The organism is Klebsiella electrica, assembly GCF_006711645.1.
Lineage (GTDB): Bacteria > Pseudomonadota > Gammaproteobacteria > Enterobacterales > Enterobacteriaceae > Klebsiella > Klebsiella electrica.
Genome location: NZ_CP041247.1, coordinates 1,766,276 through 1,791,312, shown reverse-complemented (window position 1 = coordinate 1,791,312; position 25,037 = coordinate 1,766,276). Strand labels below are relative to the sequence as shown.

The following is a 25,037-nucleotide window of genomic DNA, read 5'->3' as shown; positions in this document are numbered from 1 at the left end:
CAGAGAGGGGATCATTCCCGACGGCGAGAGCCGCCGCCGGGCAGACGCGATGCGATTACTCTTCGACCTTCTCTTCGGCCTTCGCTTCGCCCATGACTTTCAGCTTTTTGGAAATGTCACGACGTTCTTTGGACAGCTCGGCATTTTTGATGATGTAGTCATCAACACGATCTTCGTAATCGCTTTTCATGCTGGCGATGATGCCCTGAATAGCTTCAACGCTCATGCCCGGTTTGATGTAATCGCTGAGGTTGTCCAGCAGCAGTACGCGCTTCTGGTTATCACGGATCTTTTTCTCAACGTCCTGAATTTCACGCTGCAATTTGTTCTTACGACGATACAGACGAACAAACTCCAGTACGTCCTGGAAAGAAGGCTTAGTTGTTTCCATTTTTACACCCCTAATATTTGAGATTCGGATTCGCTAAAGCGACTGCTATATAGGGCTAACATAACTGTTAGCAGCCGCGGATGACAATGTTTTTTCCTTTATGTTTATCATACCCCTAAATGCTGCTGAATCGAAGCAACCTGTGGGCAAATGGCGTGCATCTGGTTTTTATTTACGCAAAGCCCGGCAGATTAAATTCGACAGCAGTTCAAGCTGGCGCGCCAGTTCTATCGACAGCCAGACGTAGCCGTGGATCGGAGTTTCCGCCAGGCTATCTCCCTGATGTTCTTTCATAAGTTCGCGCAGTTCGGCGACGATCTCATTAAGTTTTTCGGTGTTGGCGCGAATCGGCTGCGGATTACCTTCATACAGCGCATGCGCAATCGTCAGCAGCGTTTGCTGGGTCATCTGCTGGGTTTCGCGCAAGGTGTGGGCGTTGAGCATCACAAAATGACCGGGACGTGAGCTCCAGTATGCATTGATCTGCAGTTCCAGCATGCAGACCAGGTTACGATTCACGGTTTGAATGGCTTCAAAGATAGCTTTCTGGATATGGGTTTCTTTGCTTGCCGGCGTAATCAGCCCGCGCATCTTGACCACGTCGTTAAGCACTTTTTGCAGATGTTTTTCCAGCCGCGGTCTTTCCACCAGATTGGGGGAGAACCCGGCCTGATACAGGCGGTTGAAGGCGGTGACGTAATTTGCCATCTGGATTCGCCAGTGCAGGAACGCCCGCTGCGGCCAGATGCCGGTGAACAGCATAGCCAGCAGGGAGCCAAAGATAACATCGCCGCTTCGCCATAGCGCCGTGTGCATATCCCCGGGCGGCGCGCCGACCACGACCGCCAGCGTAATGCCAATGAGCAGCGCCTGATACGGTTTTTTGCCCAGCGCCAGCCAGCCGCAGAGGAACATCGCCCCCGCGCACCACAGCACCATGACGGGTAAGGAGATAAGCTCAAGCTTTAACGCGACCAGCCCGAGCGCCGAGCCGAGGATAGTGCCGCCAATACGTTCAAAAGCGCGTGGTACTACGTTACCCCAGAATGAAATCGGCCCCATCACCACCACCAGGGTGATCAGAGGCCACGTCCCTTCCGGTACATTCAGCAAACGAACCAGTAAAAAAGTGAGGACAAAGGCCAAAGCAATTCGAATACCATGCACCACGCGATAGTGGCGATACAGACGGATTTCGAAAGGCTTAAGTGATTTATCAGCGCGCACAGACCTCTCCAGCAAGCAAACGGCGGCAGGAAGCAAAGGCCAATTGTAACTGCTTTTTCAGCGTAAGCTGTACGCTAATGTAAAAAACCTTGTCCACAGAAGGGGTAAGCGCTTATTTCGCCACCCGTTCGACCGCGACATACATTTCGATATCCCAGTAGCCGTCCTGATTGCCGTCGTTGAGATAGACCTCAAAACAGGGCTTTGCCGCCAGTTGATACTCTTTGCTCTGCACCAGGCTATTGAAGAACGCCAGCCACGGCGTCGAGAAGTCGTGATTTTCCACCCGCGCGCTGGCGAATGCGTACTCTCCCCCCGCAATCTCAGTGATAATGACCCCTTCGCTGTTGGGCGGAACGACAAAATCGTCGGCCACGGTGACCACCGTAGCGCAGCGCAGCTTCTCCGGCGGGACCTGATCGGGATTGTCATAGTAGACGGCCACCCACTCCTGTGCCGGAATCTGACGGCCGCTGACCCACGCCATGAGCTGCTCAAAACCCTGTTTAACGGTCTGATCCCAGGGCCCCACCCTATGAAAACCGGCAATGGTACGTTTGCCGACGGACTTCACGCTGTAGTTCATAGTGCCTCCACCAGTGATAACAACTGTATAAATGTACATATACTGTAGCCAGGTGATGCACATCAGTATGTGCGCTGATTCACAAAGTGGCCAATGCGGGAGGAAGAAAAATGAGGCAAAAAAAAACGCCCCGGACGGGGCGTTGCGGTCACAGCGCGTGATGCAGATAATCGCTCATCCGCGAGAACACACCGCCTTTGCCAACGCTTTCCAGCGTCACCAGCGGCCAGTGGGCGACCACTTTGTCGCCATCATAGAGTGAGATTTCCCCGACCCGTTGATTCGCGGCAATCGGCGCTTCGAGATCTTTTTTATCCAGCACGTATTTGGCTTTAATACGCGACACTTCCGACTTCGGCAGCGCCAGCCAGAAATCCTGATCGGTGCCCAGCTGGATTTGCTCTTTATCGCCGTACCAGATCCGCTCGCTACCGACCTTCTTGCCCTTTTGCAGCACCTGAACGGTATCGAAATTTTGCTGGCCCCAGTGCAGCAGTTTAGCCGCCTGCTGCTCGCGCCCTTTCGGGCTGTCGGCGCCCATCACTACGGCTATCAGGCGCCGATGGCCATCCACCGCGGAGGCAATCAGGTTAAAGCCGGCGCCGGAGGTATGCCCGGTCTTTAACCCATCAACATTCATGGTCTTATCCCACAGCAGACCGTTGCGGTTTTGCTGGGTAATCCCGTTCCACGTCAGGCTTTTTTGGCTGTACATGTGGTAAACGTCCGGCTCGCCGTGAATGATCGCCCGCGACAGTACCGCAAGATCATACGCCGAGCTGTGCTGACCCGGCGCATCCAGGCCATGCACGGTTTCAAAGTGAGTATCCTGCAGATGCAGTTTTTTTACGTACTCATTCATCATGGCCACGAACTGCGGCTGGCCGCCGGCGACATAATCGGCCAGCGCCACGCAGGCATCATTACCGGAGTCGACGATCAGGCCGCGGCTTAAATCACGAACGCTGACCCGATCGCCAGCCTTAAGGAACATCAGCGACGAGCCGTCGAAAACAGGGTTGCCTTTGGCCCAGGCATCGCGGCCAACGGTCACAACATCATCAAAGGAGATGCGATGGCTGTCGATGGCGCGATCGACGACATATCCGGTCATGAGTTTGGTCAGGCTGGCAGGATTGCGCTGCTGGTGTTCATTACCCGCAGTCAGTATCTGGCCGGTCGTGTAATCCATCAGTACCCAGGATCCCGCCTGAATGGACGGTGGCGGCACGGTGACGGGCAAATCATTGGCAGCAAATGCGCAAGAAACGCTCGAAGCGAGCAAAGTGACAGCAATAAAAAAACGGCCTTTCAACGGCATATCCTCTAAATTGACAGATTCGCCGTCCTTTTTACGGAAGTTCTCCTTTCAAATCAGGGATTAATTGCAAGAAAATATGACACGACGGAGGCATCGCTCGGCCAACGCCCTTCTGATGCCCAGGTAAATCGTTTACCATAACGGGTGCCAGCCACCATGGAAAATGAACAGATTATGCAAGATAGCGCCAACCAGCCCGGATTTTTATTCCACGATTATGAGACCTTCGGTACCCACCCCGCGCTCGATCGTCCGTCCCAGTTCGCCGCCATTCGCACCGACGCCGGGCTGAATATCATCGGCGAACCGGAGGTTTTCTACTGCAAACTGGCCGACGACTATCTGCCGCAGCCGCAGGCGGTGATGGTAACCGGGATCACCCCGCAGGAGGCGAACGCCAAAGGCGATAACGAAGCCGCCTTTGCCCGCCGGATTCACGATCTGTTCACGGTGCCGAAAACCTGCATCGTCGGCTACAACAATGTGCGCTTCGATGATGAAGTCAGCCGGAATATTTTTTATCGTAACTTTTACGATCCCTACGCCTGGAGCTGGCAGCACGACAACTCTCGCTGGGATCTGCTGGATGTGATGCGCGCCTGCTATGCGCTGCGCCCGGAAGGGATCAACTGGCCGGAGAACGAGGACGGCCTGCCGAGCTTTCGCCTTGAGCATCTGACCGTCGCCAACGGCATTGAACACAGCAATGCCCACGACGCGATGGCCGACGTTTACGCCACCATCGCCATGGCGCAACTGGTCAAAGCCCGGCAACCGCGTCTGTTTGACTATCTCTACAGCCATCGCAATAAGCGCAAGCTGGCGACGCTGATCGACGTTCCGCAAATGAAGCCGCTGGTCCATGTTTCCGGCATGTTCGGCGCGGCGCGCGGCAACACCAGCCTGGTGGCACCGCTGGCCTGGCATCCGGATAACCGCAATGCGGTGATCATGGTCGATCTGGCCGGCGATATGACGCCACTGCTGGAACTGGATGCCGATACCCTGCGCGAGCGGCTATACACGCCAAAGGCCGATCTGGGGGAGCTGGCGGCGGTGCCGGTTAAGCTGGTTCATCTCAATAAATGCCCGGTGCTGGCCCAGGATAATACGCTGCGCCCGCAGGATGCCGACCGGTTGGGGATTAACCGCCAGCGCTGCCTGGATAACCTGCAGCTGCTGCGCAACCATCCGCAGGTGCGGGAAAAAGCGGTGGCTATTTTCGCCGAGGCAGAGCCGTTTGTTCCCTCCGACAACGTCGATACTCAGCTCTATAACGGCTTCTTCAGCGATGCCGATCGCGCGGCGATGAAAATCGTGCTGGAAACCGAGCCGCGCAACCTGCCGGCGCTGGATATTACCTTTGCCGACAAGCGGATAGAGCGTCTGCTGTTCAACTACCGCGCCCGCAACTTCCCCGGCAGCCTTGACGAGGCCGAGCAGCAGCGCTGGTTAGAGCATCGTCGCGAGATATTTACACCGGCGTTTTTGCAGGCCTATGCCGATGAGTTGCAGATGCTGTATCAGCAGTACGCGGACGATAAAGAGAAGCTGGCGCAGTTGAAGGCGCTGTGGCAGTACGCGCAGGAAATTGTTTAACCTGCGGCAATTCCCGGGTCGCGGCTGACGCCTTACCCGGGCTACAAACGATGACAGGGCTCGTCGCCCGGGTAAGACGCCGCGCGTCGCAACCCGGGAACGTTGTTCCGCCTGTAGCCCGGGTAAGACGCTGCGCGTCATAACCCGGGGACGTTGTTCCGCCTGTAGCCCGGGTAAGACGCCACGCGTCGCAACCCGGGAACGTTGTTTAGCACGTCGCCCGGTTAACACGCCGCGCGTCGCAACCCGGGGACGTTTCTTTAGCTTTTAGCGCGGCTGGCGATAATCGCTTCCGCTACGTTGCGCGGGGCTTCCGCGTAGTGATGGAACTCCATACTGTAGGTCGCTCGGCCCTGCGACATTGAGCGCAGCGTGGTGGAATAGCCAAACATTTCAGCCAGCGGAACATCGGCGCGGATAATCTGGCTACCGAAGCGCTCTTCCATCCCCTGCACCATGCCACGCCGGAAGAGTATGCCCATAATATTCCCGGCATACTCTTCCGGCGTTTCCACCTCTACATGCATCACCGGTTCGAGAATCACCGGATCGGCTCTGCGCGCCCCCTCCTTGAAGCCGAAAATCGCCGCCATGCGGAAGGCCATTTCCGATGAGTCGACATCATGATACGAACCAAATGTCAGGGTCGCTTTGACATCGACAACCGGATAACCCGCCAGCACGCCGGTGCCCATCGCTTCACGCAAGCCTTTCTCCACCGAAGGAATGTACTCGCGCGGCACCACCCCGCCTTTGGTTGCGTCTTCAAACACAAAGCCGCTCCCCGGCGCCAGCGGTTCGAGGGTCAGCACAACATGGCCATACTGCCCCTTCCCGCCGGACTGACGGACAAATTTCCCCTCCACCTCTTTCACCGTTTTGCGCAGTGTCTCGCGGTAGGTGACCTGTGGTCGACCGATATTGGCCTCCACGCCGAACTCGCGCTTCATGCGATCGACGATAATTTCCAGGTGCAGTTCGCCCATTCCGGAGATAATCGTCTGCCCGGACTCCTCATCAGTATGCAGACGGAACGACGGGTCCTCAGAGGCCAGGCGCTGTAGCGCAATCCCCATTTTCTCCTGATCCGCTTTGGTTTTCGGCTCAATCGCCAGCGAGATCACCGGTTCCGGGAACTCCATCCGTTCGAGGGTAATCACCGCGTCCGGATCGCATAGCGTGTCGCCAGTGGTGACATCTTTCAACCCGACACAGGCGGCAATATCCCCGGCATGCAGTTCATCCACTTCGTGGCGATCGTTGGCATGCATCAGCACAATACGCCCGATACGTTCTTTTTTCCCTTTGACCGGATTGTAGACCGCGTCGCCTTTTTTCAGGGTACCGGAATAGACGCGAATAAAGGTCAACTGGCCAACGTACGGGTCAGTCATCAGTTTAAACGCCAACGCCGAGAACGGTTCGTCGTCGCCAGGATGGCGCTCCGCCGGCTGCCCTTTCTCATCAACACCCTGAATCGCCGGAATGTCCAGCGGCGACGGCATCAGTTCGATCACCGCATCCAGCATCCGCTGCACGCCTTTATTTTTAAAGGCGCTGCCGCACAGCACCGGCTGAATTTCGCCGCTGACGGTACGTTTACGCAGCCCGGCCACGATATCGGCCTCGCTCAGCTCGCCGCTCTCAAGATATTTATCCATCAGCTCCTCGGTAGCTTCCGCCGCGGCGGAGACCATTTTTTCTCGCCACTGCCGGGCGGTTTCCCGCAGTTCGTCCGGCACCGGCGCGTAGCTGAAGGTCATCCCCTGGGTCGCGTCATCCCATAAAATAGCGCGCATTTTGATGAGATCGACCACGCCGGTGAAATGCTCCTCGGCGCCAACAGGGATAACGATCGGTACCGGATTCGCCTTCAGGCGATCAATCATCATCTGCACGACGCGGAAGAAATCGGCGCCGGGGCGGTCCATTTTATTGACGAAGGCCAGCCGCGGAACGTGATATTTATTCGCCTGTCGCCACACGGTTTCCGATTGCGGCTGCACGCCGCCGACGGAGTCATAGACCATCACCGCGCCATCCAGCACGCGCATTGAGCGCTCCACCTCGATGGTGAAATCCACGTGGCCCGGGGTGTCGATAATATTAATGCGATGCGGCTCGAAACTACGGTCCATGCCGGGCCAGAAGCAGCTCACCGCAGCGGAAGTAATGGTAATTCCGCGCTCTTGCTCCTGCGCCATCCAGTCAGTGGTTGCCGCGCCATCGTGTACTTCCCCCAGCTTGTGGCTCATTCCGGTGTAAAACAGAATGCGCTCGGTGGTGGTGGTTTTACCGGCATCGATATGCGCGGAGATACCGATGTTGCGATAACGTTCGAGAGGGATGGGTCGGGGCATGATGCGTCCTTAGTCATTTTGACTGTCAGTAAGCGGCCAGAGTGTGCCGCAGCGTGGTTAACTGCCGCTATCATAGTACAACTGTACGAGTATATTCGAACTATTTTTACTATCACTGCCATTGGTGAAACGACGGCTGGCACGCGTAGCGTTAGACCTTCAGTTTGGATATATTACCCGGCAGCCGCCGATACGGGCTGCGACTCCCGGGAGCCGCACAACCGCCGACACAGGAATATTATGATCGCCAATCACCCCGAACGTGAACACATTCGCCTGGAAAATGTGCTTTTTGCCCTTGGTAACCCGATGCGCCTCGAGATCGTTCGCATCCTGGCCGATGGCAGCGAGCAGAGCTGCAACGCGCTGCGCCATGAGGATGTCGCTAAGTCGACGATGACCCACCACTGGCGCGTCCTGCGCGATAGCGGCGTCATCTGGCAGCGCCCTCAGGGGCGGGAGAATATGATTTCTCTGCGCCGGGAGGATCTCGACGCGCGCTTTCCCGGACTGCTGGATGCGCTTCTGAAGGTGATGTAGGAAGGGGTTATTCGGGCTGTCGCGCGGCCAGATCGCGGACTCCCAAGGACAAAAACAAAAAGCCGGAGGTTTCCCTCCGGCTTTTTTCATCACTACGGGCGAGGATTACGCCACGTCTTCGTACTGCGGTACCGGATTGCGGAAGCTTTTGGTCACGCAGGCCAGGTACACCAGACCAATACCGCCCCAGATCAGACCCAGAATCATGGAGCTCTCTTCCAGGTTAATCCACAGCGCGCCTACGGTCAGGGCGCCGCACACCGGCAGGATCAGGTAGTTAAAGTGGTCTTTCAGCGTCTTGTTACGCTTTTCACGGATCCAGAACTGGGAGATGACCGACAGGTTAACGAAGGTAAATGCCACCAGCGCGCCGAAGTTAATCAGCGCCGTCGCCGTCACCAGGTCGAATTTAATCGCCAGCAGCGCAATCGCGCCAACCAGCAGCACGTTCCACGCCGGAGTACGCCATTTCGGGTGTACGTAGCCGAAGAAACGGGTCGGGAACACGCCATCGCGGCCCATGACGTACATCAGACGAGAAACGCCCGCATGCGCGGCCATACCGGAGGCCAGCACGGTCACGCTGGAGAAAATCAGCACGCCCCACTGGAAGGTTTTACCCGCAACGTACAGCATAATTTCCGGCTGCGATGCGTCCGGATCTTTAAAGCGCGAGATGTCCGGGAAGTACAGCTGCAGGAAGTAAGAGGCACCGATGAAGATCAGGCCGCCAATCAGCGCAGTCAGGAAGATAGCCTTCGGAATCACGCGCTCAGCGTCTTTGGTCTCTTCAGACAGCGAAGAAATGCCATCGAAGCCCAGGAACGAGAAGCACAGGATGGTCGCACCGGTAATCATCGGCACCACGTGCGCCCCTTCAGACCAGAACGGACGAGTGCTGGTCAGTGTGCCTGCGCCTTCGCCGTGCATCACGCCGTAGATAATCAGGCCGACAATCACCGCCACGATACCCATCTGCAGGATAACGATCAGGGTGTTGAAGTTCGCCACGGTCTTGATGCTGCGCAGGTTAGAGATGGTCATAAAGGCCACCAGCGCGACAACGAAGATCCACGAAGGAACAGAAGGCACCAGCGCTTCAAAGTAAATTTTCGCCAGCAGAATGTTGATCATCGGCATGAACAAGTAGTCCAGCAGCGACGACCATCCCACCATAAAGCCCACCGCCGGGCTGATAGATTTCTGGGCGTAGGTGTAAGCGGAACCCGCTGACGGGAAACGACGAACCAGTTTACCGTAGCTCAGTGCCGTAAAGAGAATCGCGACCAGGGCGAAGGCGTAAGCCGTCGCGACGTGGCCGTCGGTCAAACCAGAGACGATACCAAACGTATCGAACAGCGTCATCGGCTGCATATAGGCCAGGCCCATCATTACAACCGGAATCAACGTAAGCGTTTTACGTAATTCCACGCGAGAGGTTTTTGGAGTAGCGTTATGCGACATAGTTATCCCCTTTTACGGCGAAGGCCAGCGCGTAAGCAAAAAATTGCCCCATTTTTTCTATTCCTCAGCGACAACGACTGTCGGTTTTTAGTAAATATCTATCCGGTACGAAGCCCGGCCTCTTGGTATTGAATGATGTGTCTTGAAAACAAAAAATAACCGACTCTTCAAAAAAGAGTCGGTCAATTTCCATTTTTTCAGGCCGCGTATTTTGCAACACTTACTGGCCAGATGACAAGATGTTGAGACGGCAAATCAACGCCATGCTTATCTAACAGATTAATATTCATACGATTTTAATATCATAGATCGTATGGATAGCATTATTTGCTAAAATTTCGCTACGCCACCACGCGCAAGAAAGTCCGGCGGCGTCTTCATTCCAGCCAAGCCATGCCCGATGCGCAGGTAACGGCGAGGAGACCTCTTTTTCTATCAGCTCGCCGCTCTCCAGCTGAGCCTGTACCAGATACCTTGGCACATATCCCCATCCCAGCCCCGCGCTAATCAACATCAGCTGGCCGGCAAAATCGTACGTCACAAGGCTTTCCTGATCGTCAACCGGCGGCCATTGCTCCCCGCAGACGATGGCCCGATAGTGTTTCATCGCCCGCCAGCTTAGCGGTGCCGCCATTTTTGCCAGCGGATGCTGCGGCGCGATAACAAAGATGTGCGCCAGCTCGCCCAGCGGGCTAAACCCGTAGCCGACGAGCGCCGGCGGGTCGCCTGATACCCCCACAATGAGATCCGCCCGTCCTTCCACCAGCGCACTCCAGCCGCTGGCCGGTGCCTCGCGGACAAAACGCAGCCGGGCGGCGGTATGCTGCTGATAGAACCGGCTCACCAGAGGCGCCAGTAAAAAAAAGGGGAACGTGCTATCCACCGCCAGCACCAGCGCATTTTCCCAGCCCTGATGCAGTTTAATCGCCTGTTTTTCCAGCTCGCGGACGGTATGCAGAACTTCGCGCCCCTTTTCCAGCAGCATCTGCCCGGTGGGGGTAAAGCGCGCCCGATGACCGCTGCGATCAAGCAGCTGAATATTGAGATCGCTTTCCAGTTTATGAATAGTGTAGCTCAGCGCAGAAGGCGTTTTGTACAGCTTTGCCGACGCGGCGGCAAAGCTCCCCTCTTTTTCCAGCGCATCCAGAATGACGAGGACATCCAGCAGTGGTTTCATCGCCGCCCCCTTAGGTTCGCGATTTCCCGCTGGCGGATTACTCCATCGGCATCACCAGCGGATCGGGGTACTGATAATCAAACCCCAGTTCATAGCAGATACGGTTACCATCAATCAGTTTTCCGCTGTCGCCGTTTGGGCTGTCGGCAAACACCGGCGCCGGCAACCCAAGTTCACGGGCCATTTGCGGGTAGAACACGCCGCGCGCCGGATGTTTGGGCGCACATATATTATAGATGTGTCCGCCCTTCGGAGCCTGCAGCAGCAGCTCGATAGCCGAAATGACATCCTGCAGGTGTACCAGGTTTACGCCGTGCTGACCGTCCGGCGCAGACTTCCCGGCAAAGAAACGCCCGGGATGACGAGAGGGCCCCACCAGCCCGGCCAGACGCAAAATATCCACCGAGGTGCCCGGAAGGTTATGCAGCCAGTCCTCCAGCTCTTTTAGCACCCTGCCGCTGGCGGTTTGCGGATCGCGCGGCGAATTCTCTTTTAACATCCCGCTGGCATTGCCGTATACGGAAGTGGAACTGGTAAAGACGATCCGCGGGATATGGTAGGCCAACGCCGTATCGACAAGCTCCTGTACCGCCTGCAGATAAAAATCTTCCCCCGGCCCGCTGCGACGAGCCGGCAGCGTAATCACCAGCGCATCTACATTCATCAATGCATCCAGATCTTCGGCATCGCAGACCAGCTGCGGTTCCAGGCGTAACGGATAGCTTTCGATACCGCACATCCTCGCCGCCTCCACGCCGTCCTGGGTGGTTTTGCTGCCGGTAACCTGCCATCCCCGCGCGCTCAATGACAAAGCGAGCGGCATGCCCAGCCATCCTAAACCGACAATTGCGACCTTTTTCATACCTGGCTCCTGACTCTTTCGCTGTGCTGACTTAAGGCTACGCCAGCCAGCGGCAACTGACAATTTCTTCAGTGAAGATGAAATGAATTAATGATGGTAAAAAGCCCTTGCTTTCTGCGCTTGAAGTGGTTTAGGTTAAAAGGCATCAAATGCATAGTCATTCAAAGAGAATTTTATGAACCGCGTTCAATTTAAACATCACCATCATCACCATCATCCTGACTAGTCTTTCAGGCGATGTGTGCTGGAAGACGTTTAGATCTTCCAGAGGTGCATGAGCGCGAATAGAGCCCCCGGAAGATTTACTTCCGGGGGCTTTTTTTTGAACCAAATTCGGACAGATTCAGACAGGTATTAAGAGGAAAACAAGAATGTTAGACAACAGCCGTTTACGCATAGCTATTCAAAAATCAGGCCGCCTGAGCGAAGATTCACGCGAATTACTGGGCCGTTGCGGCATTAAAGTGAATTTGCACACCCAGCGTCTGATTGCGCTGGCGGAAAATATGCCCATCGACATTCTGCGTGTCCGCGATGACGATATCCCGGGCCTGATTATGGACGGCGTAGTGGATCTGGGCATCATCGGCGAGAACGTGCTGGAAGAAGAGCTGCTGAGCCGCCGCGCTCAGGGGGAAGACCCGCGCTATTTCACTCTGCGTCGTCTTGATTTTGGCGGCTGCCGCCTGTCGCTGGCCACTCCGGCGGATGAAGCCTGGGACGGTCCGTCATCGCTGGACGGCAAACGTATTGCCACCTCCTACCCGCACCTGCTGAAGCGCTACCTCGATCAGAAAGGTATCTCCTTTAAATCCTGTCTGCTGAACGGTTCCGTTGAAGTCGCCCCGCGCGCTGGCCTGGCCGACGCGATTTGCGACCTGGTCTCCACCGGCGCCACCCTGGAAGCTAACGGTCTGCGCGAAGTGGAAGTGATGTTCCGCTCTAAAGCCTGCCTGATTCAGCGCGATGGCGAAATGGCCGACGCCAAGCAACAGTTAATCGACCGCCTGCTGACCCGTATTCAGGGGGTGATTCAGGCGCGCGAATCCAAATACATCATGATGCACGCCCCGACCGAACGTCTGGAAGAAGTGGTGGCCCTGCTGCCTGGCGCTGAGCGCCCGACCATTCTGCCGCTGGCCGGTGACAAACAGCGCGTTGCCATGCACATGGTCAGCAGCGAAACCCTGTTCTGGGAAACCATGGAAAAACTGAAAGCGCTGGGCGCCAGCTCCATTCTGGTACTGCCCATCGAGAAAATGATGGAGTAATCCACGGGGAACAGGCCCGACGGGCCTGTCTCAGAGATTAGACAGGGGAAACGACCATGAGCTTCAATACCATCATCGACTGGAACAGCTGTAGCGCCGAACAGCAGCAGCAGCTCTTAATGCGCCCGGCGATTTCTGCCTCCGACACCATCACCCGCACGGTGGCGGACATTCTTGATAACGTCAAAAACAATGGCGATGCGGCGCTGCGCGAATACAGCGCAAAGTTTGATAAAACCGATGTCAAAACGCTGCAGGTCAGCGAAGAAGAGATTGCCGCTGCCGGCGCCCGCCTCAGCGATGAGCTGAAACAAGCCATGGCGGTCGCGGTCAGCAATATCGAGACCTTCCACAACGCGCAAAAACTGCCGGGCGTGGACGTGGAGACGCTGCCGGGCGTGCGTTGCCAGCAGGTGACCCGCCCTATCGCCTCCGTCGGCCTCTATATTCCCGGCGGTTCTGCGCCGCTGTTCTCGACGGTGCTGATGCTGGCAACGCCAGCGCGCATCGCAGGTTGCCAGCAGGTGGTTCTGTGTTCGCCGCCGCCGATTGCCGATGAGATCCTTTACGCGGCCCAGCTTTGCGGCGTGCGCACAATCTTCAACGTCGGCGGCGCTCAGGCCATTGCCGCGCTGGCTTTCGGCACCGAGTCGGTGGCGAAAGTCGATAAAATCTTTGGCCCAGGCAACGCCTTCGTCACCGAGGCCAAGCGCCAGGTCAGCCAGCGTCTGGACGGCGCGGCGATCGATATGCCGGCGGGACCGTCAGAAGTGCTGGTGATTGCCGACAGCGGCGCGACGCCGGACTTTGTCGCCTCCGACCTGCTTTCCCAGGCGGAGCACGGCCCCGATTCGCAGGTGATCCTGCTGACCCCGGATGCGGCGATGGGTGAACAGGTCGCCCGCGCCGTTGAGCGCCAGCTGGCGGCGCTGCCGCGTGCAGAAACCGCCCGCGAAGCGCTCTCGGCCAGCCGGATTATCGTGGCCCGCGACCTCGCCCAGTGCGTAGATATCTCCAACCAGTACGGTCCGGAACACCTTATCATCCAGACCCGTCACGCCCGTGAACTGGTTGACGACATTACCAGCGCCGGTTCGGTGTTCCTCGGCGACTGGTCGCCGGAATCCGCCGGTGATTATGCCTCCGGCACCAACCACGTGCTGCCGACCTATGGCTATACCGCCACCAGCTCAAGCCTGGGACTGGCGGACTTCCAGAAACGGATGACCGTGCAGGAGCTGTCGCGCGAAGGCTTTGCCTCCCTCGCCTCGACCATTGAGATCCTCGCCGCCGCCGAGCGCCTGACCGCCCACAAAAATGCCGTTACGCTGCGCGTTGCAGCCCTTAAGGAGCAAGCATGAGCATCGAAGATTTAGCCCGCGCCAACGTGCGTGCCCTGACGCCGTATCAGTCTGCTCGTCGTCTGGGCGGCAAAGGCGATGTCTGGCTGAACGCCAATGAATTCCCGACCGCCGTCGAATTTCAGCTGACCCAGCAGACGCTGAACCGCTATCCGGAATGCCAGCCGAAGGCGGTGATCGAGAATTACGCCCGCTATGCCGGCGTTAAGCCGGAGCAGGTGCTGGTCAGCCGCGGCGCCGATGAAGGTATCGAACTGCTGATCCGCGCCTTCTGCGAGCCGGGACAAGATGCGGTGCTCTATTGCCCGCCAACCTACGGCATGTACAGCGTCAGCGCCGAAACCATCGGCGTGGCCTGCCGTACCGTGCCGGGCCTCAGCGACTGGCAGCTCGATCTGCCGGGCATCGCCGCCAGTCTCGATGGCGTGAAGGTGGTATTTGTCTGCAGCCCCAATAACCCGACCGGGCAGGTCATTAACCCGGACGATATGCGCGCGCTACTGGAGATGACCCGCGGCAAAGCGATCGTCGTCGCCGATGAAGCCTATATCGAATTTTGCCCGCAGGCGACGCTGGCGGGCTGGCTGAGCGACTATCCGCACCTCGTGGTCCTGCGCACGTTGTCAAAAGCCTTTGCCCTCGCCGGACTGCGCTGTGGGTTTACCCTGGCGAACGCCGAGGTGATTAGCCTGTTAATGAAGGTCATCGCCCCCTACCCGCTGTCGACGCCGGTGGCCGACATTGCCGCCCAGGCGCTCAGCGAGCAGGGTATCGCCGCGATGCGCGCGCGGGTGGCGCAGATTCTCGACGAGCGTGAGTACCTGATTAGTCAGTTGCGCGCTATCGCGTGCGTTGAGCAGGTCTTCGACTCCGCGACTAACTATGTCCTCGTGCGCTTTAAAGCGTCCAGCGCGGTATTTAAATCTCTGTGGGATCAGGGCATTATCTTACGAGACCAGAATAAACAACCCTCATTAAGCGGCTGTTTGCGTATCACTATCGGTACCCGTGCAGAGAGCCAGCGCGTGATTGACGCTTTGACTGCGGAGAATGTATGACCCAGAAGTTTCTCTTTATTGACCGTGACGGTACGCTGATTTCCGAGCCACCGGTTGATTTTCAGGTAGACCGCTTTGAAAAGCTGGCTTTTGAGCCGCAGGTGATCCCTGTTCTGCTGAAACTGCAGCAGGAAGGTTACAAGCTGGTGATGATCACCAATCAGGACGGTCTGGGGACCGACAGCCTGCCGCAGGCGGAGTTTGACGGTCCGCACAATCTGATGATGCAGGTGTTTTCTTCCCAGGGCGTCAATTTCGACGACGTCTTGATTTGCCCGCATCTGCCGGCTGACAACTGTGAATGCCGCAAGCCTAAAACCCAGCTGGTGCTGCCGTGGCTGGCAGAGGGCGTGATGGATAAAGCCCACAGCTACGTGATCGGCGATCGCGCCACCGACATCCAGCTGGCGGACAATATGGGCATCATCGGCCTGCGTTATGACCGCGAGACCCTGAACTGGCCGGCTATCGGTGAACAGCTGACCCGCCGTGACCGCTATGCCCACGTGGAGCGCAACACCAAAGAGACCCAGGTGGATGTCAAAGTCTGGCTGGATCGCGAAGGCGGCAGCAAAATTCACACCGGCGTCGGCTTCTTTGATCATATGCTCGATCAAATCGCCACCCACGGCGGCTTCCGTCTGGAAATTAACGTCGGCGGCGATCTCTATATTGACGATCACCACACCGTGGAAGATACCGGTCTGGCGCTGGGCGAGGCGTTGAAACTGGCGCTGGGCGATAAGCGCGGGATCAACCGTTTTGGGTTTGTGCTGCCGATGGACGAATGTCTGGCCCGCTGCGCGCTGGACATTTCCGGTCGCCCGCACCTGGAATATAAAGCCGATTTTGCCTATCAGCGCGTTGGCGATCTGAGCACCGAGATGGTTGAGCACTTCTTCCGTTCGCTCTCCTACACCATGGCGGTCACGCTGCATCTGAAAACCAAGGGCAAGAACGACCATCATCGCGTCGAAAGCCTGTTCAAGGCCTTTGGCCGTACGCTGCGTCAGGCGATTCGCGTGCAGGGCGATACGCTGCCCTCATCGAAAGGAGTACTGTGATGAACGTGGTGATCCTCGACACCGGCTGCGCCAACCTCAATTCGGTGAAGTCGGCAATCGGCCGTCACGGCTACGAGCCGGCGGTCAGCCGCGACCCGGATGTGGTGCTGCGCGCCGATAAACTGTTTTTGCCCGGCGTCGGTACCGCGCAGGCGGCGATGGACCAGATACGCGAGCGCGAGCTGATTGAGCTGGTGAAAGCCTGCACCCAGCCAGTACTCGGTATCTGTCTCGGCATGCAGCTGCTGGGGCGGCGCAGCGAAGAGAGCAACGGCGTGGATCTGCTGGGCATTATTGAAGAAGACGTGCCGAAAATGACCGACCACGGACTGCCGCTGCCGCATATGGGCTGGAACCGGGTCTATCCAAAAGCAGGGAACCGTCTGTTCCGCGGTATCGATGACGGCGCTTATTTTTATTTCGTTCACAGCTATGCCATGCCGGTGAATCCTTACACCATCGCCCAGTGCCATTACGGCGAGCCGTTCACCGCGGCGGTACAGAAAGATAACTTTTTTGGCGTCCAGTTCCATCCGGAACGCTCGGGCAGCGCCGGCGCGCAGCTGCTGAAAAACTTCCTGGAGATGTGATGATCATTCCTGCTTTAGATTTAATTGACGGTACGGTTGTCCGTCTCCATCAGGGCGATTACGGCCAGCAGCGCGACTATGGCAACGATCCGCTGCCGCGCCTGCAATCCTATGCCGCGCAAGGAGCCGAAGTGCTGCACCTGGTCGATTTGACCGGGGCGAAAGATCCGGCGAAGCGCCAGATCCCGCTGCTGAAAACGCTGGTTGCCGGAGTGAACGTACCGGTGCAGGTCGGCGGCGGCGTGCGCACGGAAGAGGATGTGGCGGCCCTGCTTACCGCAGGCGTGGCGCGCGTGGTGGTGGGTTCGACGGCGGTGAAGTCGCCGGAAGTGGTAAAAGGCTGGTTTAAGCGTTTTGGCCCGCAGCATCTGGTGCTGGCGCTCGACGTGCGTATCGACGCGGAAGGCAACAAGCAGGTGGCGGTCAGCGGCTGGCAGGAAAACTCCGGCGTGACGCTGGAAGAGCTGGTAGAGAGCTATCAATCCGTCGGCCTGCAGCATGTCCTGTGCACCGATATTTCTCGCGATGGCACCCTGGCGGGGTCAAACGTCTCGCTGTATGAAGAAGTGTGCGCCCGCTATCCGCAGGTGGCGTTCCAGTCTTCCGGCGGCATCGGCGATCTGCAGGATATTGCCGCGCTGCGCGGCACCGGCGTGCGCGGGGTGATTGTCGGTCGCGCGCTGCTGGAAGGTAAATTTAACGTAACGGAGGCCATTCAATGCTGGCAAAACGGATAATCCCCTGCCTCGACGTTCGCGACGGCCAGGTAGTGAAAGGCGTGCAGTTCCGTAATCATGAAATCATCGGCGATATCGTGCCGCTGGCGAAACGCTATGCCGATGAAGGCGCGGATGAGCTGGTGTTCTACGATATCACCGCCTCCAGCGACGGCCGCGTCGTCGATAAAAGCTGGGTGTCGCGGGTCGCGGAAGTGATCGATATTCCTTTCTGTGTCGCCGGCGGAATTAAATCCCTCGACGATGCGGCGCAGATTCTCTCCTTCGGTGCCGACAAGATTTCGATTAACTCCCCGGCGCTGGCCGATCCGACGCTGATTACCCGTCTGGCCGATCGTTTTGGCGTGCAGTGTATTGTGGTGGGCATCGATACCTGGTTTGATGCTGAGAGCGGTAAATATCACGTTAACCAGTACACCGGCGATGAGAGCCGCACGCGCGTGACCCAGTGGGAGACCCTCGACTGGGTGCAGGAAGTGCAGAAACGCGGTGCCGGCGAGATCGTGCTGAACATGATGAATCAGGATGGCGTGCGTAACGGCTACGATCTTGAGCAGTTGAGCAAAGTCCGCGCCGTCTGCCACGTGCCGCTCATCGCCTCCGGCGGCGCCGGCACCATGGAACATTTCCTTGAAGCCTTCCGCGACGCCAACGTCGACGGCGCGCTGGCGGCATCGGTGTTCCACAAGCAGATTATTAATATTGGTGAACTAAAAACGTACCTGGCAGCACAGGGCGTGGAGATTAGGGTATGTTAACTGAACAGCTGGACTGGGAAAAAACCGACGGCATGATGCCGGCCATCGTGCAGCACGCCATCTCCGGCGAAGTGCTGATGCTGGGCTACATGAATCAGGATGCGCTGGCGAAGACCGAAGAGAGCGGTAAAGTGACCTTTTATTCGCGGACCAAACAGCGTCTGTGGACCAAGGGCGAAACCTCCGGCAACTTTCTCAACGTGGTGAGCATTACCCCGGATTGCGACAACGACACCCTGCTGGTGCTGGTTAACCCGATCGGCCCGACCTGCCATAAAGGCACGTCCAGCTGCTTCGGCGACGCTGGTCACCAGTGGCTGTTCCTGTATCAGCTGGAGCAACTGCTGGCCGAGCGTAAGCATGCGGACCCGGAAAGCTCCTATACCGCGAAGCTGTATGCCAGCGGTACCAAGCGTATTGCGCAAAAAGTGGGTGAAGAAGGCGTGGAAACCGCGCTGGCCGCAACGGTGCATGACCAGTTCGAACTGAAGAACGAGGCATCGGACCTGGTGTATCACCTGCTGGTGCTGCTGCAGGATCAGGGGCTGGATTTGACGGCGGTGGTCGAGAATCTGCGGAGCAGACATAAATAAGTCGATAACGGGAGGGGATTCCCCTCCCCTTTTCTCCGCCGGGCGTTCCCGGCCGTAGCGCAGGAACCCATTAAATGCCGCGCAATAAAACGCAACGGAGCATTAGCTTATTTTGGCGATCTGGCGCTTTAACGCGCGATAGAGAGGATAATCGATAAACCGGGCATAAATATAGGCAATGAATATGGCGGCAAATGCCGCTACTGATATTGATACCCAGGCATTTTCAGGGTCGAAAATGAATCCAGAAACAATAACCAGCTCATGCAATAGATACAAAGGGAAACTAATATAGCAGAGAAACAAGAATAAATTAGAGGTGAAAATCCGTTTTATCAACTGATTATCGGGAAGATAATCTATGAACAGCATCGGGATAAACGCCAGGAATAAAAAATAATCCAGTCGACTGTGATTCATAGCATAAACACCAACGATTGATATCATCGTCGCCGCGCCAATAAAACAGGCCATGAACTTTTCTTTCATCAGACACTTAAAATACTCTGTCTGTGATAAAGAGAAAAACAGTGAACCAATCAGCATAGACAGCATAGCGGTCAGCATTGAGGGTGGTATCCCGGATGGGTATTTATGCCACAGAAAAATAAAGAACAACCCTGCAACAACGGCACGAGTCATATTTCCTAATCGCGCAAAGACCAGAGGGATTAAAAGCGATGCCCAGAACTCAATGCTTATACTCCATGATGGCTCATTAATTAACTTGAAGTCATGCCAGTACAGACCATGAAGAAATAATATATTTTTTAGTATCACAGTAACAGAAAACACATCAGGGCTGGAAACATAGCCGCCATGATGGGCATTATAGTAATAAATGCCGACCATCAGAATGGTCGACAAAAAATGCAGCGGCCATAGTCTGGCAAACCGCGTCAGAAGGTATTTGAAAAAGTTACCCGACGCGTGGGCATAGGTCAGAACAAAGCCACTCATGATGAAAAAGTACACCACGCACAGATAGGCGCCACTAAATGGTCTGACTTGCGGCCAGCCCATAAAGCTACCAAACATATGGCTGAGCATGACCATGCCCGCCAATATCCCACGAGTGCCATCAATGGCATCAAATCTGTTAACAGACAATCTACACCCCGTAATTCAATGAGTAAAACTACATTCTTTTAGAAGAAAGAATTTATTAGTAATAAATAGAATAGCCATCAATATTTAAAAGTAATTTCCGCCTGGAAAATTTTTTAGAAAGGCAGATATTCACGTAAAAAAGAAAACCAGTTACACACATTGAGACATTGCTGCCCCCAGCAAAGACTCAACGAGAAATCGATTACCTGCCAACTAATAAATTATTAATCCAACCGAAAAAGCGCTCCTCAAATCATGTGATAAGGAGCTCTTTTATATAAAAAATAACTTTATAAGGAAACATCCAGAAGGAAACGAAACTCTCTTAACCTTCTGTTAAAACCTTTTAAAAAATCGTCTTGCTACTCTTAGCGGCTGAGTCAACTTCCATGATAAAGAAGAGATTAACTCTTTATAATGCTGGTAAATTTCATTTAACTCCTGCTGTTTAATCGTCATTTCATGACGCAAAGCATTATTTTTTTCAGTTAACTGATGAATATTTTTTTCCTGTTCAGTCACCCGCTCTTCAATCTCATCTAATTGGGTATGCAATAGCGTATTTTCACTCTTTTGCTCAGCAAACGAGTATGTAAGCCCCTCAACTTCTTGCTCTAATGTGGCGCTCCTGGCCTGGAAAAACTCAAGCTCTTTCAGGACACGATCTTTAAGGGAGAAGATATACTCTTCAGCAGACAGCACGGTGATCCTACGGTATGCGGCAGTGATAAATTCATCATAAAAATCGTCATCCCTGGCATCCAGCTCCCCAATAAACTCTTGTACCTGCTGATAAAACGGCTGGAATGTCGGTCCAGAGATCGTGTTTAAATGCCACTCCAGGAAAACGACCGCATAGTTTTTGTAATCTCTGAGGCGTTGCCCCATCATCCCCTGCTGACAGATAAACGTTTTAAGAGCAGCCAGTGCTTCAACAGCACAGTGGTGCGACTCTGCTCTGGTGGCGGATAAGGATTCAGGACGGTTGATGGTATGAGAAATTAGCGTTTCATCTAAGACCGAAATTCGGTTCGCCATAAGCATGAAAGCACAAACGAAGAAAAGGTCGTTCGTTGTTCTGATTTCCTGAAAACGAAGCTGGTGAGCGGCAATAAACTGACGTCTGAGAAGTTTGTCCCATGGCCACCAGATAAAGGCGCGGAAAAAATCAGAGGGAATATCCTGGGATGAAAAAACCATAAGATCAGGTAGCAGCTCCTGACGCACGGACCACGGCATCGGGGCATAAACCTGCAAGGCGGGATCAAACGACTGGCTACGACAGATAACGACATCCGCTTGTATATCGATAGCCCGCGCATACATGTGTTCCAGCATCTGGTGTTCAACATGATCGTCGTCATCGAGGAAAATAACGTACTCACCGATAGCGGCATCTAATCCGACGTTTCTCGAACCTCCGCCACCGAGGTTTGTCGCGTTGTTAATCACTCTAATCCGTGAATCAGTTTCCGCCAGCGCAGAGACAATCTCGGAGGTATTATCGTCGGAACAATCATTGACAATAATGATTTCGATGTCGTTCAGTGTTTGAGACAAAACCGTGCTTAAGGTATCTGAAATATATCCAGCAGCATTGTGTACAGGGATAATAACAGAAATAACAATGCTCTTTTTATCAGACATGCTATCACCTTGACGCTTAGCTTATAAACGCGATTATATTTTTTTTGATAGCGTTTAATGTGTAGGTTGCCAGTTTTTAAAGACAGGTAAGATGAAAGCGTCTTAGCTTCATCAAAAACTACTCTTCAACAACATCACGGTATGTTTTTAATGTTTTATTGATGATCATCACACTCGAGAATTTATCCTGAATGCGCTTTCTACCATTAATGCCCATTGCGACGCGAGTTTCAGGGTTATCTAACAGGAAGCCGAGCTTTTCCGCCAGTTCTTCGACAGATTTACTTTTTACAATCAACCCATTATCGTTATTGATAATTAAACTATCGCAGCCACCAACATCATAAGCAATACAAGCGCGCCCTACCGAAGAGGCTTCCAGCAAAATACGCGGTACGCCTTCAGCATAGACTGACGGCAAAGCCACGATATTTGATTCTTCAATCAAATCAAAGACATTAGAGCAATGACCAAGCCAGTTAATCATGCCTTCACTTTGCCACTGCTGTACCGTCGCGAGCGGAATTGCGTCTTTGTCATTTTCCACTAAGATACCGGCCACATTCAGCGTAAAGTGGATATTTTTATTGCTCAGTATTTTTTTGGCTTCAATCAGATCGCCAAGTCCTTTACTCCACAGCATCCGACTTGCAAAAAGGACGACCGGGACATCGCGCTGTTGCTCCAGAGAATACTTGTAAATCTCGGGGTTAATGCCTGCACCATCAATCACAATAGTTTGCTTGTAATCGATACCAACAAGGTCGGCGAGTCTGGCTCTGTCTTTATCATGTTCGAACATAAACAAACTGCATTTGTTACTGGCGATATACTTATATGCCATAACCGTAAAATTACGCAGCAGTTTAAGGCCGACTGACTCTGCGGAAAACACCCGCCCTAAACCGACAAAACTCAAAATAACAGGCCGCTGGGTACTTTTTGCCAGAAAGCCACCAATCAAACACGGCTTGATCGTAATGCAGTGCAACAAGTCCGGATTTATATTTTGAATAATTTTCCGCGCCTGAGAAAAGGCCCGAAAGAAAATCAAAATGTTGAATGATTGAGCGACAAGAGGGATGTTATGACAAATAAAACCTAATACCTTAAATTTTTTTGCTATTTTATCTTCGACAAAATGGCTAATAATGTGAATCTCATAACCGGCATCTCGGGCGGCAATTGCACGATCGGTCCAATGCAAATCAAAGTACCAATCCGAATTTATGAAATAACACAGTTTTTTCATTGCTATGTCCACTTAGTGAAACTTACCGCTGATTCCTTTTACACCATGAATAATCCCACGGCATAAAAACTTTAGATATACCCATTTCCGGCGTTGCAGTGGGAGTATCGAAATATATTTGCAGAGGCGTAAAAGGATTGATGAACGACTAAAAACCGCCACTTCTGTGAATATTCTCTTAGCCAAAATCAAATTTCGACAAAGATAGTAAACCTTCCACTCAGGCGATATAACCTTCCCCTGGATACTCACATCATGGGTAAACACAAGCTGCGGATTATAGGAGATTTTCTCGCCACTTAAAGTTAACTGATAACCAAAGTAAAGGTCATCAAAATAAAGAAAAAGCTCATCATAAATATGCTGAAGATGCTCATTCAAAACTTCACGTTTAATGATCATGCCAACGAATGAAACCGTCTGGACCAGCGTTTCCTTATTATCTGGTACAAAGCGTTGGGGATCCTTGATATATTGCAAGGTATCACTAAACGAGGTCGGAACTTTTGCGAATGGGACATTCATCGTGCATATACGGCCCTGCAAGTCTTTCACTAGCGCCGTATAAACACGACAATCGGCTTTATTTATCGCGGCAAACTTATCCAGAATATCACTTTGCGGATAAGCATCATCGTCATAAAAAAAGATCCAATCGCTATCAACAGAACGACATATGTATTCACTACCGGCCTTGAAACCTCCGGCGCCACCGTTGTTACTGGCCAGATTCAAAACAATAACACGCGAGTCCGTGATTGTCTGGAGCCAGTCAGCGGTCCCGTCCGTGGAACCGTTGTTGACGATAACAATAGAGGCAAAGTTCAGCTTAACAGTTTCAGCAACCGTCTTCTTTAGCTTTTCCAGACGGTTAAAAGTGACTATTAATGCAGTATTTTTCATCGTACTTCGGCCACGAATACAGGCATCGCTTCGTCGTTGGACAATGAAGACAGGTATTTATCGGCCGTTTTCAGTGCTTCTGCAATCGTGACATCCATATCAAGATAGCGATAGGTGCCTAAGCGTCCGACGAAAGTGATATTTTTCTCACCTTCAGCCAGTGATAAATATTTATCCAGCAGCGCCATTTCGCCCATCTGGCGGATGGGGTAGTACGGAATATCATCTTCACCGCAGGCGCGGCTATATTCCTTATAGCAGACAGAGCCTTCGTGGTTCTCCCACGGGGAAAAATATTTATGTTCAGTAATGCGCGTATACGGGACATCAATGGAGCAATAGTTCATGACTGCGCAACCCTGATAATCACCTTGATACGTAAATCGCTCAAAGTCCAGAGTACGGTAGCCAAGACGCCCGTGCTGGTATGAGTAGAACGCATCTAGTGGGCCGCTATAAAATACATGATCGTAATTTTCGCGATTTTCAGCAGCAAACTCACGCTGTAATTCCAGAGTGATATTTTCATGATCGGCGATCGCTTCAATCATATGAGTATAACCAAACTTCGGCATTCCCTGGAATTTATGATTAAAGTAATTATCGTCATAATTGAAACGTACCGGCAAACGTTTAAGTATTGATGCCGGAAGTTCAGAAGGCTGCATCCCCCATTGTTTAATGGTGTAGCCTTTGAAGAACGCTTCGTATAGTTCTTTACCAATGAAACGCAAGGCCTGCTCTTCAAAAGTCTTCGGTTCCATAATGGAACTATCGCCTTTTTCGCTAATGAGCGCCCGCGCCTCATCAGGAGAGCAGGTTTTAGCAAAAAACTGATTAATGGTATGCAGATTAATTGGCAGAGAAAAAACCTGGCCATTGACCGTGGCTTTTACTCTGTTCACATAGGGCATCATTTCCGCATACTGGTTGACGTAGTTCCAGACGGTTTCATTGTCCGTATGGAAAATGTGCGGGCCGTAAACATGTACCATGACATCAGTCTGCGGATCGCGGGTGTCATACGAATTTCCGCCGATATGGTCTCGCTGATCGATAATTTTAACTTTGTGACCTTGTTCAGCAAGTTGACGGGCAATGACCACGCCTGAAAAACCTGCGCCGACGATGAGAATATTGTTACGCTTCATAATGTGTCTCCAGTT

General features: G+C 53.9%; 26 protein-coding genes and 1 other annotated feature. Of the genes, 12 read left to right on the top strand and 14 right to left on the bottom strand.

The window, feature by feature from the left end:
* Positions 1-55 precede the first annotated feature (55 nt).
* The 4 genes from Electrica_RS08500 to dacD form a co-directional block, all read right to left on the bottom strand.
* Complete coding sequence (locus Electrica_RS08500) at positions 56-391, bottom strand: DUF496 family protein (protein WP_100684181.1); 336 nt, start codon at positions 389-391, stop codon at positions 56-58.
* Between the two features lie 168 nt (positions 392-559).
* Positions 560-1,618: an FUSC family protein gene (locus tag Electrica_RS08495; protein ID WP_100684182.1), complete on the bottom strand. Its 1,059-nt coding sequence runs from the start codon at positions 1,616-1,618 to the stop codon at positions 560-562.
* Positions 1,619-1,730: 112 nt separating this feature from the next.
* Positions 1,731-2,204 carry a DNA gyrase inhibitor SbmC gene (gene sbmC, locus Electrica_RS08490; RefSeq protein ID WP_141964270.1) on the bottom strand — a complete coding sequence of 158 codons (474 nt, stop codon included), beginning with the start codon at positions 2,202-2,204 and terminating at the stop codon, positions 1,731-1,733.
* Between the two features lie 148 nt (positions 2,205-2,352).
* The gene (dacD, locus tag Electrica_RS08485) at positions 2,353-3,489 is read right to left on the bottom strand and encodes a serine-type D-Ala-D-Ala carboxypeptidase DacD (RefSeq protein ID WP_266095183.1); all 1,137 of its coding nucleotides are present in this window, start codon (positions 3,487-3,489) and stop codon (positions 2,353-2,355) included.
* Between dacD and Electrica_RS28810 the strand changes: the two genes are divergently transcribed.
* Both Electrica_RS28810 and sbcB read left to right on the top strand, forming a co-directional pair.
* The gene (locus Electrica_RS28810; RefSeq protein ID WP_224742592.1) at positions 3,419-3,589 is read left to right on the top strand and encodes a hypothetical protein; all 171 of its coding nucleotides are present in this window, start codon (positions 3,419-3,421) and stop codon (positions 3,587-3,589) included. The two genes, dacD and Electrica_RS28810, sit on opposite strands and share 71 nt — an antisense overlap.
* 110 nt (positions 3,590-3,699) lie before the next feature.
* On the top strand, positions 3,700-5,124 hold the full coding sequence (gene sbcB, locus Electrica_RS08480; RefSeq protein WP_142255859.1) for an exodeoxyribonuclease I: 1,425 nt from the start codon (positions 3,700-3,702) through the stop codon (positions 5,122-5,124).
* 260 nt (positions 5,125-5,384) lie between these two features.
* Here sbcB and fusA read toward each other — a convergent pair whose 3' ends face one another.
* The gene (gene fusA / locus Electrica_RS08475) at positions 5,385-7,484 is read right to left on the bottom strand and encodes an elongation factor G (protein WP_141964268.1); all 2,100 of its coding nucleotides are present in this window, start codon (positions 7,482-7,484) and stop codon (positions 5,385-5,387) included.
* 240 nt (positions 7,485-7,724) lie between these two features.
* Between fusA and Electrica_RS08470 the strand changes: the two genes are divergently transcribed.
* Entirely contained in the window at positions 7,725-8,024 is a 300-nt protein-coding gene (locus Electrica_RS08470) for an ArsR/SmtB family transcription factor (protein ID WP_100685859.1), read from the top strand.
* A 105-nt stretch (positions 8,025-8,129) separates the two neighbouring features.
* Here the strand turns inward: Electrica_RS08470 and Electrica_RS08465 are convergent, their stop codons facing one another.
* The 4 genes from Electrica_RS08465 to Electrica_RS08450 all read right to left on the bottom strand — a co-directional run bounded on the left by Electrica_RS08465 (position 8,130) and on the right by Electrica_RS08450 (position 11,527).
* Positions 8,130-9,488 (bottom strand): APC family permease, encoded by a 1,359-nt coding sequence (locus Electrica_RS08465; protein WP_165785421.1) that lies wholly within the window; start codon positions 9,486-9,488, stop codon positions 8,130-8,132.
* Positions 9,478-9,540 carry a membrane protein YoeI gene (yoeI, locus tag Electrica_RS29250; RefSeq protein WP_098949253.1) on the bottom strand — a complete coding sequence of 21 codons (63 nt, stop codon included), beginning with the start codon at positions 9,538-9,540 and terminating at the stop codon, positions 9,478-9,480. The genes Electrica_RS08465 and yoeI overlap by 11 nt, the downstream gene beginning before the upstream one ends.
* A 234-nt stretch (positions 9,541-9,774) precedes the next feature.
* Positions 9,775-10,665: a LysR family transcriptional regulator gene (locus tag Electrica_RS08455; RefSeq protein ID WP_141964267.1), complete on the bottom strand. Its 891-nt coding sequence runs from the start codon at positions 10,663-10,665 to the stop codon at positions 9,775-9,777.
* Between the two features lie 37 nt (positions 10,666-10,702).
* The gene (locus Electrica_RS08450; RefSeq protein ID WP_100685862.1) at positions 10,703-11,527 is read right to left on the bottom strand and encodes an SDR family oxidoreductase; all 825 of its coding nucleotides are present in this window, start codon (positions 11,525-11,527) and stop codon (positions 10,703-10,705) included.
* A gap of 175 nt (positions 11,528-11,702) precedes the next feature.
* On the opposite strand from Electrica_RS08450, the gene hisL reads away from it, so the two are divergent.
* The 9 genes from hisL to hisIE all read left to right on the top strand — a co-directional run bounded on the left by hisL (position 11,703) and on the right by hisIE (position 18,959).
* Positions 11,703-11,753 (top strand): his operon leader peptide, encoded by a 51-nt coding sequence (gene hisL / locus Electrica_RS08445; protein WP_004899375.1) that lies wholly within the window; start codon positions 11,703-11,705, stop codon positions 11,751-11,753.
* Positions 11,729-11,851: a sequence feature (His leader region), on the top strand. (Overlaps the previous gene by 25 nt.)
* A gap of 47 nt (positions 11,852-11,898) precedes the next feature.
* The gene (gene hisG / locus Electrica_RS08440; protein WP_100685863.1) at positions 11,899-12,798 is read left to right on the top strand and encodes an ATP phosphoribosyltransferase; all 900 of its coding nucleotides are present in this window, start codon (positions 11,899-11,901) and stop codon (positions 12,796-12,798) included.
* 56 nt (positions 12,799-12,854) lie between these two features.
* The gene (gene hisD, locus Electrica_RS08435; RefSeq protein WP_141964266.1) at positions 12,855-14,159 is read left to right on the top strand and encodes a histidinol dehydrogenase; all 1,305 of its coding nucleotides are present in this window, start codon (positions 12,855-12,857) and stop codon (positions 14,157-14,159) included.
* Positions 14,156-15,217: a histidinol-phosphate transaminase gene (hisC, locus tag Electrica_RS08430; RefSeq protein WP_141964265.1), complete on the top strand. Its 1,062-nt coding sequence runs from the start codon at positions 14,156-14,158 to the stop codon at positions 15,215-15,217. The genes hisD and hisC overlap by 4 nt, the downstream gene beginning before the upstream one ends.
* Positions 15,214-16,281, top strand: coding sequence for a bifunctional histidinol-phosphatase/imidazoleglycerol-phosphate dehydratase HisB (hisB, locus tag Electrica_RS08425; RefSeq protein WP_141964264.1), 1,068 nt, complete (start codon positions 15,214-15,216; stop codon positions 16,279-16,281). Before hisC ends, hisB begins: the two co-directional genes overlap by 4 nt.
* The gene (gene hisH / locus Electrica_RS08420) at positions 16,281-16,871 is read left to right on the top strand and encodes an imidazole glycerol phosphate synthase subunit HisH (RefSeq protein ID WP_015583936.1); all 591 of its coding nucleotides are present in this window, start codon (positions 16,281-16,283) and stop codon (positions 16,869-16,871) included. The genes hisB and hisH overlap by 1 nt, the downstream gene beginning before the upstream one ends.
* Entirely contained in the window at positions 16,871-17,608 is a 738-nt protein-coding gene (gene hisA, locus Electrica_RS08415; RefSeq protein ID WP_100685867.1) for a 1-(5-phosphoribosyl)-5-[(5-phosphoribosylamino)methylideneamino]imidazole-4-carboxamide isomerase, read from the top strand. The genes hisH and hisA overlap by 1 nt, the downstream gene beginning before the upstream one ends.
* Positions 17,590-18,366, top strand: coding sequence for an imidazole glycerol phosphate synthase subunit HisF (hisF, locus tag Electrica_RS08410; RefSeq protein ID WP_131048088.1), 777 nt, complete (start codon positions 17,590-17,592; stop codon positions 18,364-18,366). The genes hisA and hisF overlap by 19 nt, the downstream gene beginning before the upstream one ends.
* Positions 18,360-18,959 carry a bifunctional phosphoribosyl-AMP cyclohydrolase/phosphoribosyl-ATP diphosphatase HisIE gene (gene hisIE / locus Electrica_RS08405; protein ID WP_141964263.1) on the top strand — a complete coding sequence of 200 codons (600 nt, stop codon included), beginning with the start codon at positions 18,360-18,362 and terminating at the stop codon, positions 18,957-18,959. The genes hisF and hisIE overlap by 7 nt, the downstream gene beginning before the upstream one ends.
* Before the next feature lie 102 nt (positions 18,960-19,061).
* Here hisIE and Electrica_RS08400 read toward each other — a convergent pair whose 3' ends face one another.
* The 5 genes from Electrica_RS08400 to glf form a co-directional block, all read right to left on the bottom strand.
* The gene (locus Electrica_RS08400; RefSeq protein WP_141964262.1) at positions 19,062-20,069 is read right to left on the bottom strand and encodes an acyltransferase family protein; all 1,008 of its coding nucleotides are present in this window, start codon (positions 20,067-20,069) and stop codon (positions 19,062-19,064) included.
* A gap of 336 nt (positions 20,070-20,405) precedes the next feature.
* On the bottom strand, positions 20,406-21,716 hold the full coding sequence (locus Electrica_RS08395; RefSeq protein WP_141964261.1) for a glycosyltransferase family 2 protein: 1,311 nt from the start codon (positions 21,714-21,716) through the stop codon (positions 20,406-20,408).
* Between the two features lie 118 nt (positions 21,717-21,834).
* Positions 21,835-22,980, bottom strand: a complete 1,146-nt coding sequence (locus Electrica_RS08390) for a glycosyltransferase family 4 protein (protein ID WP_167686227.1) — start codon at positions 22,978-22,980, stop codon at positions 21,835-21,837.
* Positions 22,981-23,871, bottom strand: coding sequence for a glycosyltransferase (locus Electrica_RS08385; RefSeq protein ID WP_141964259.1), 891 nt, complete (start codon positions 23,869-23,871; stop codon positions 22,981-22,983).
* Positions 23,868-25,022, bottom strand: coding sequence for a UDP-galactopyranose mutase (glf, locus tag Electrica_RS08380; RefSeq protein ID WP_100685872.1), 1,155 nt, complete (start codon positions 25,020-25,022; stop codon positions 23,868-23,870). The genes Electrica_RS08385 and glf overlap by 4 nt, the downstream gene beginning before the upstream one ends.
* Positions 25,023-25,037: the final 15 nt, after the last annotated feature.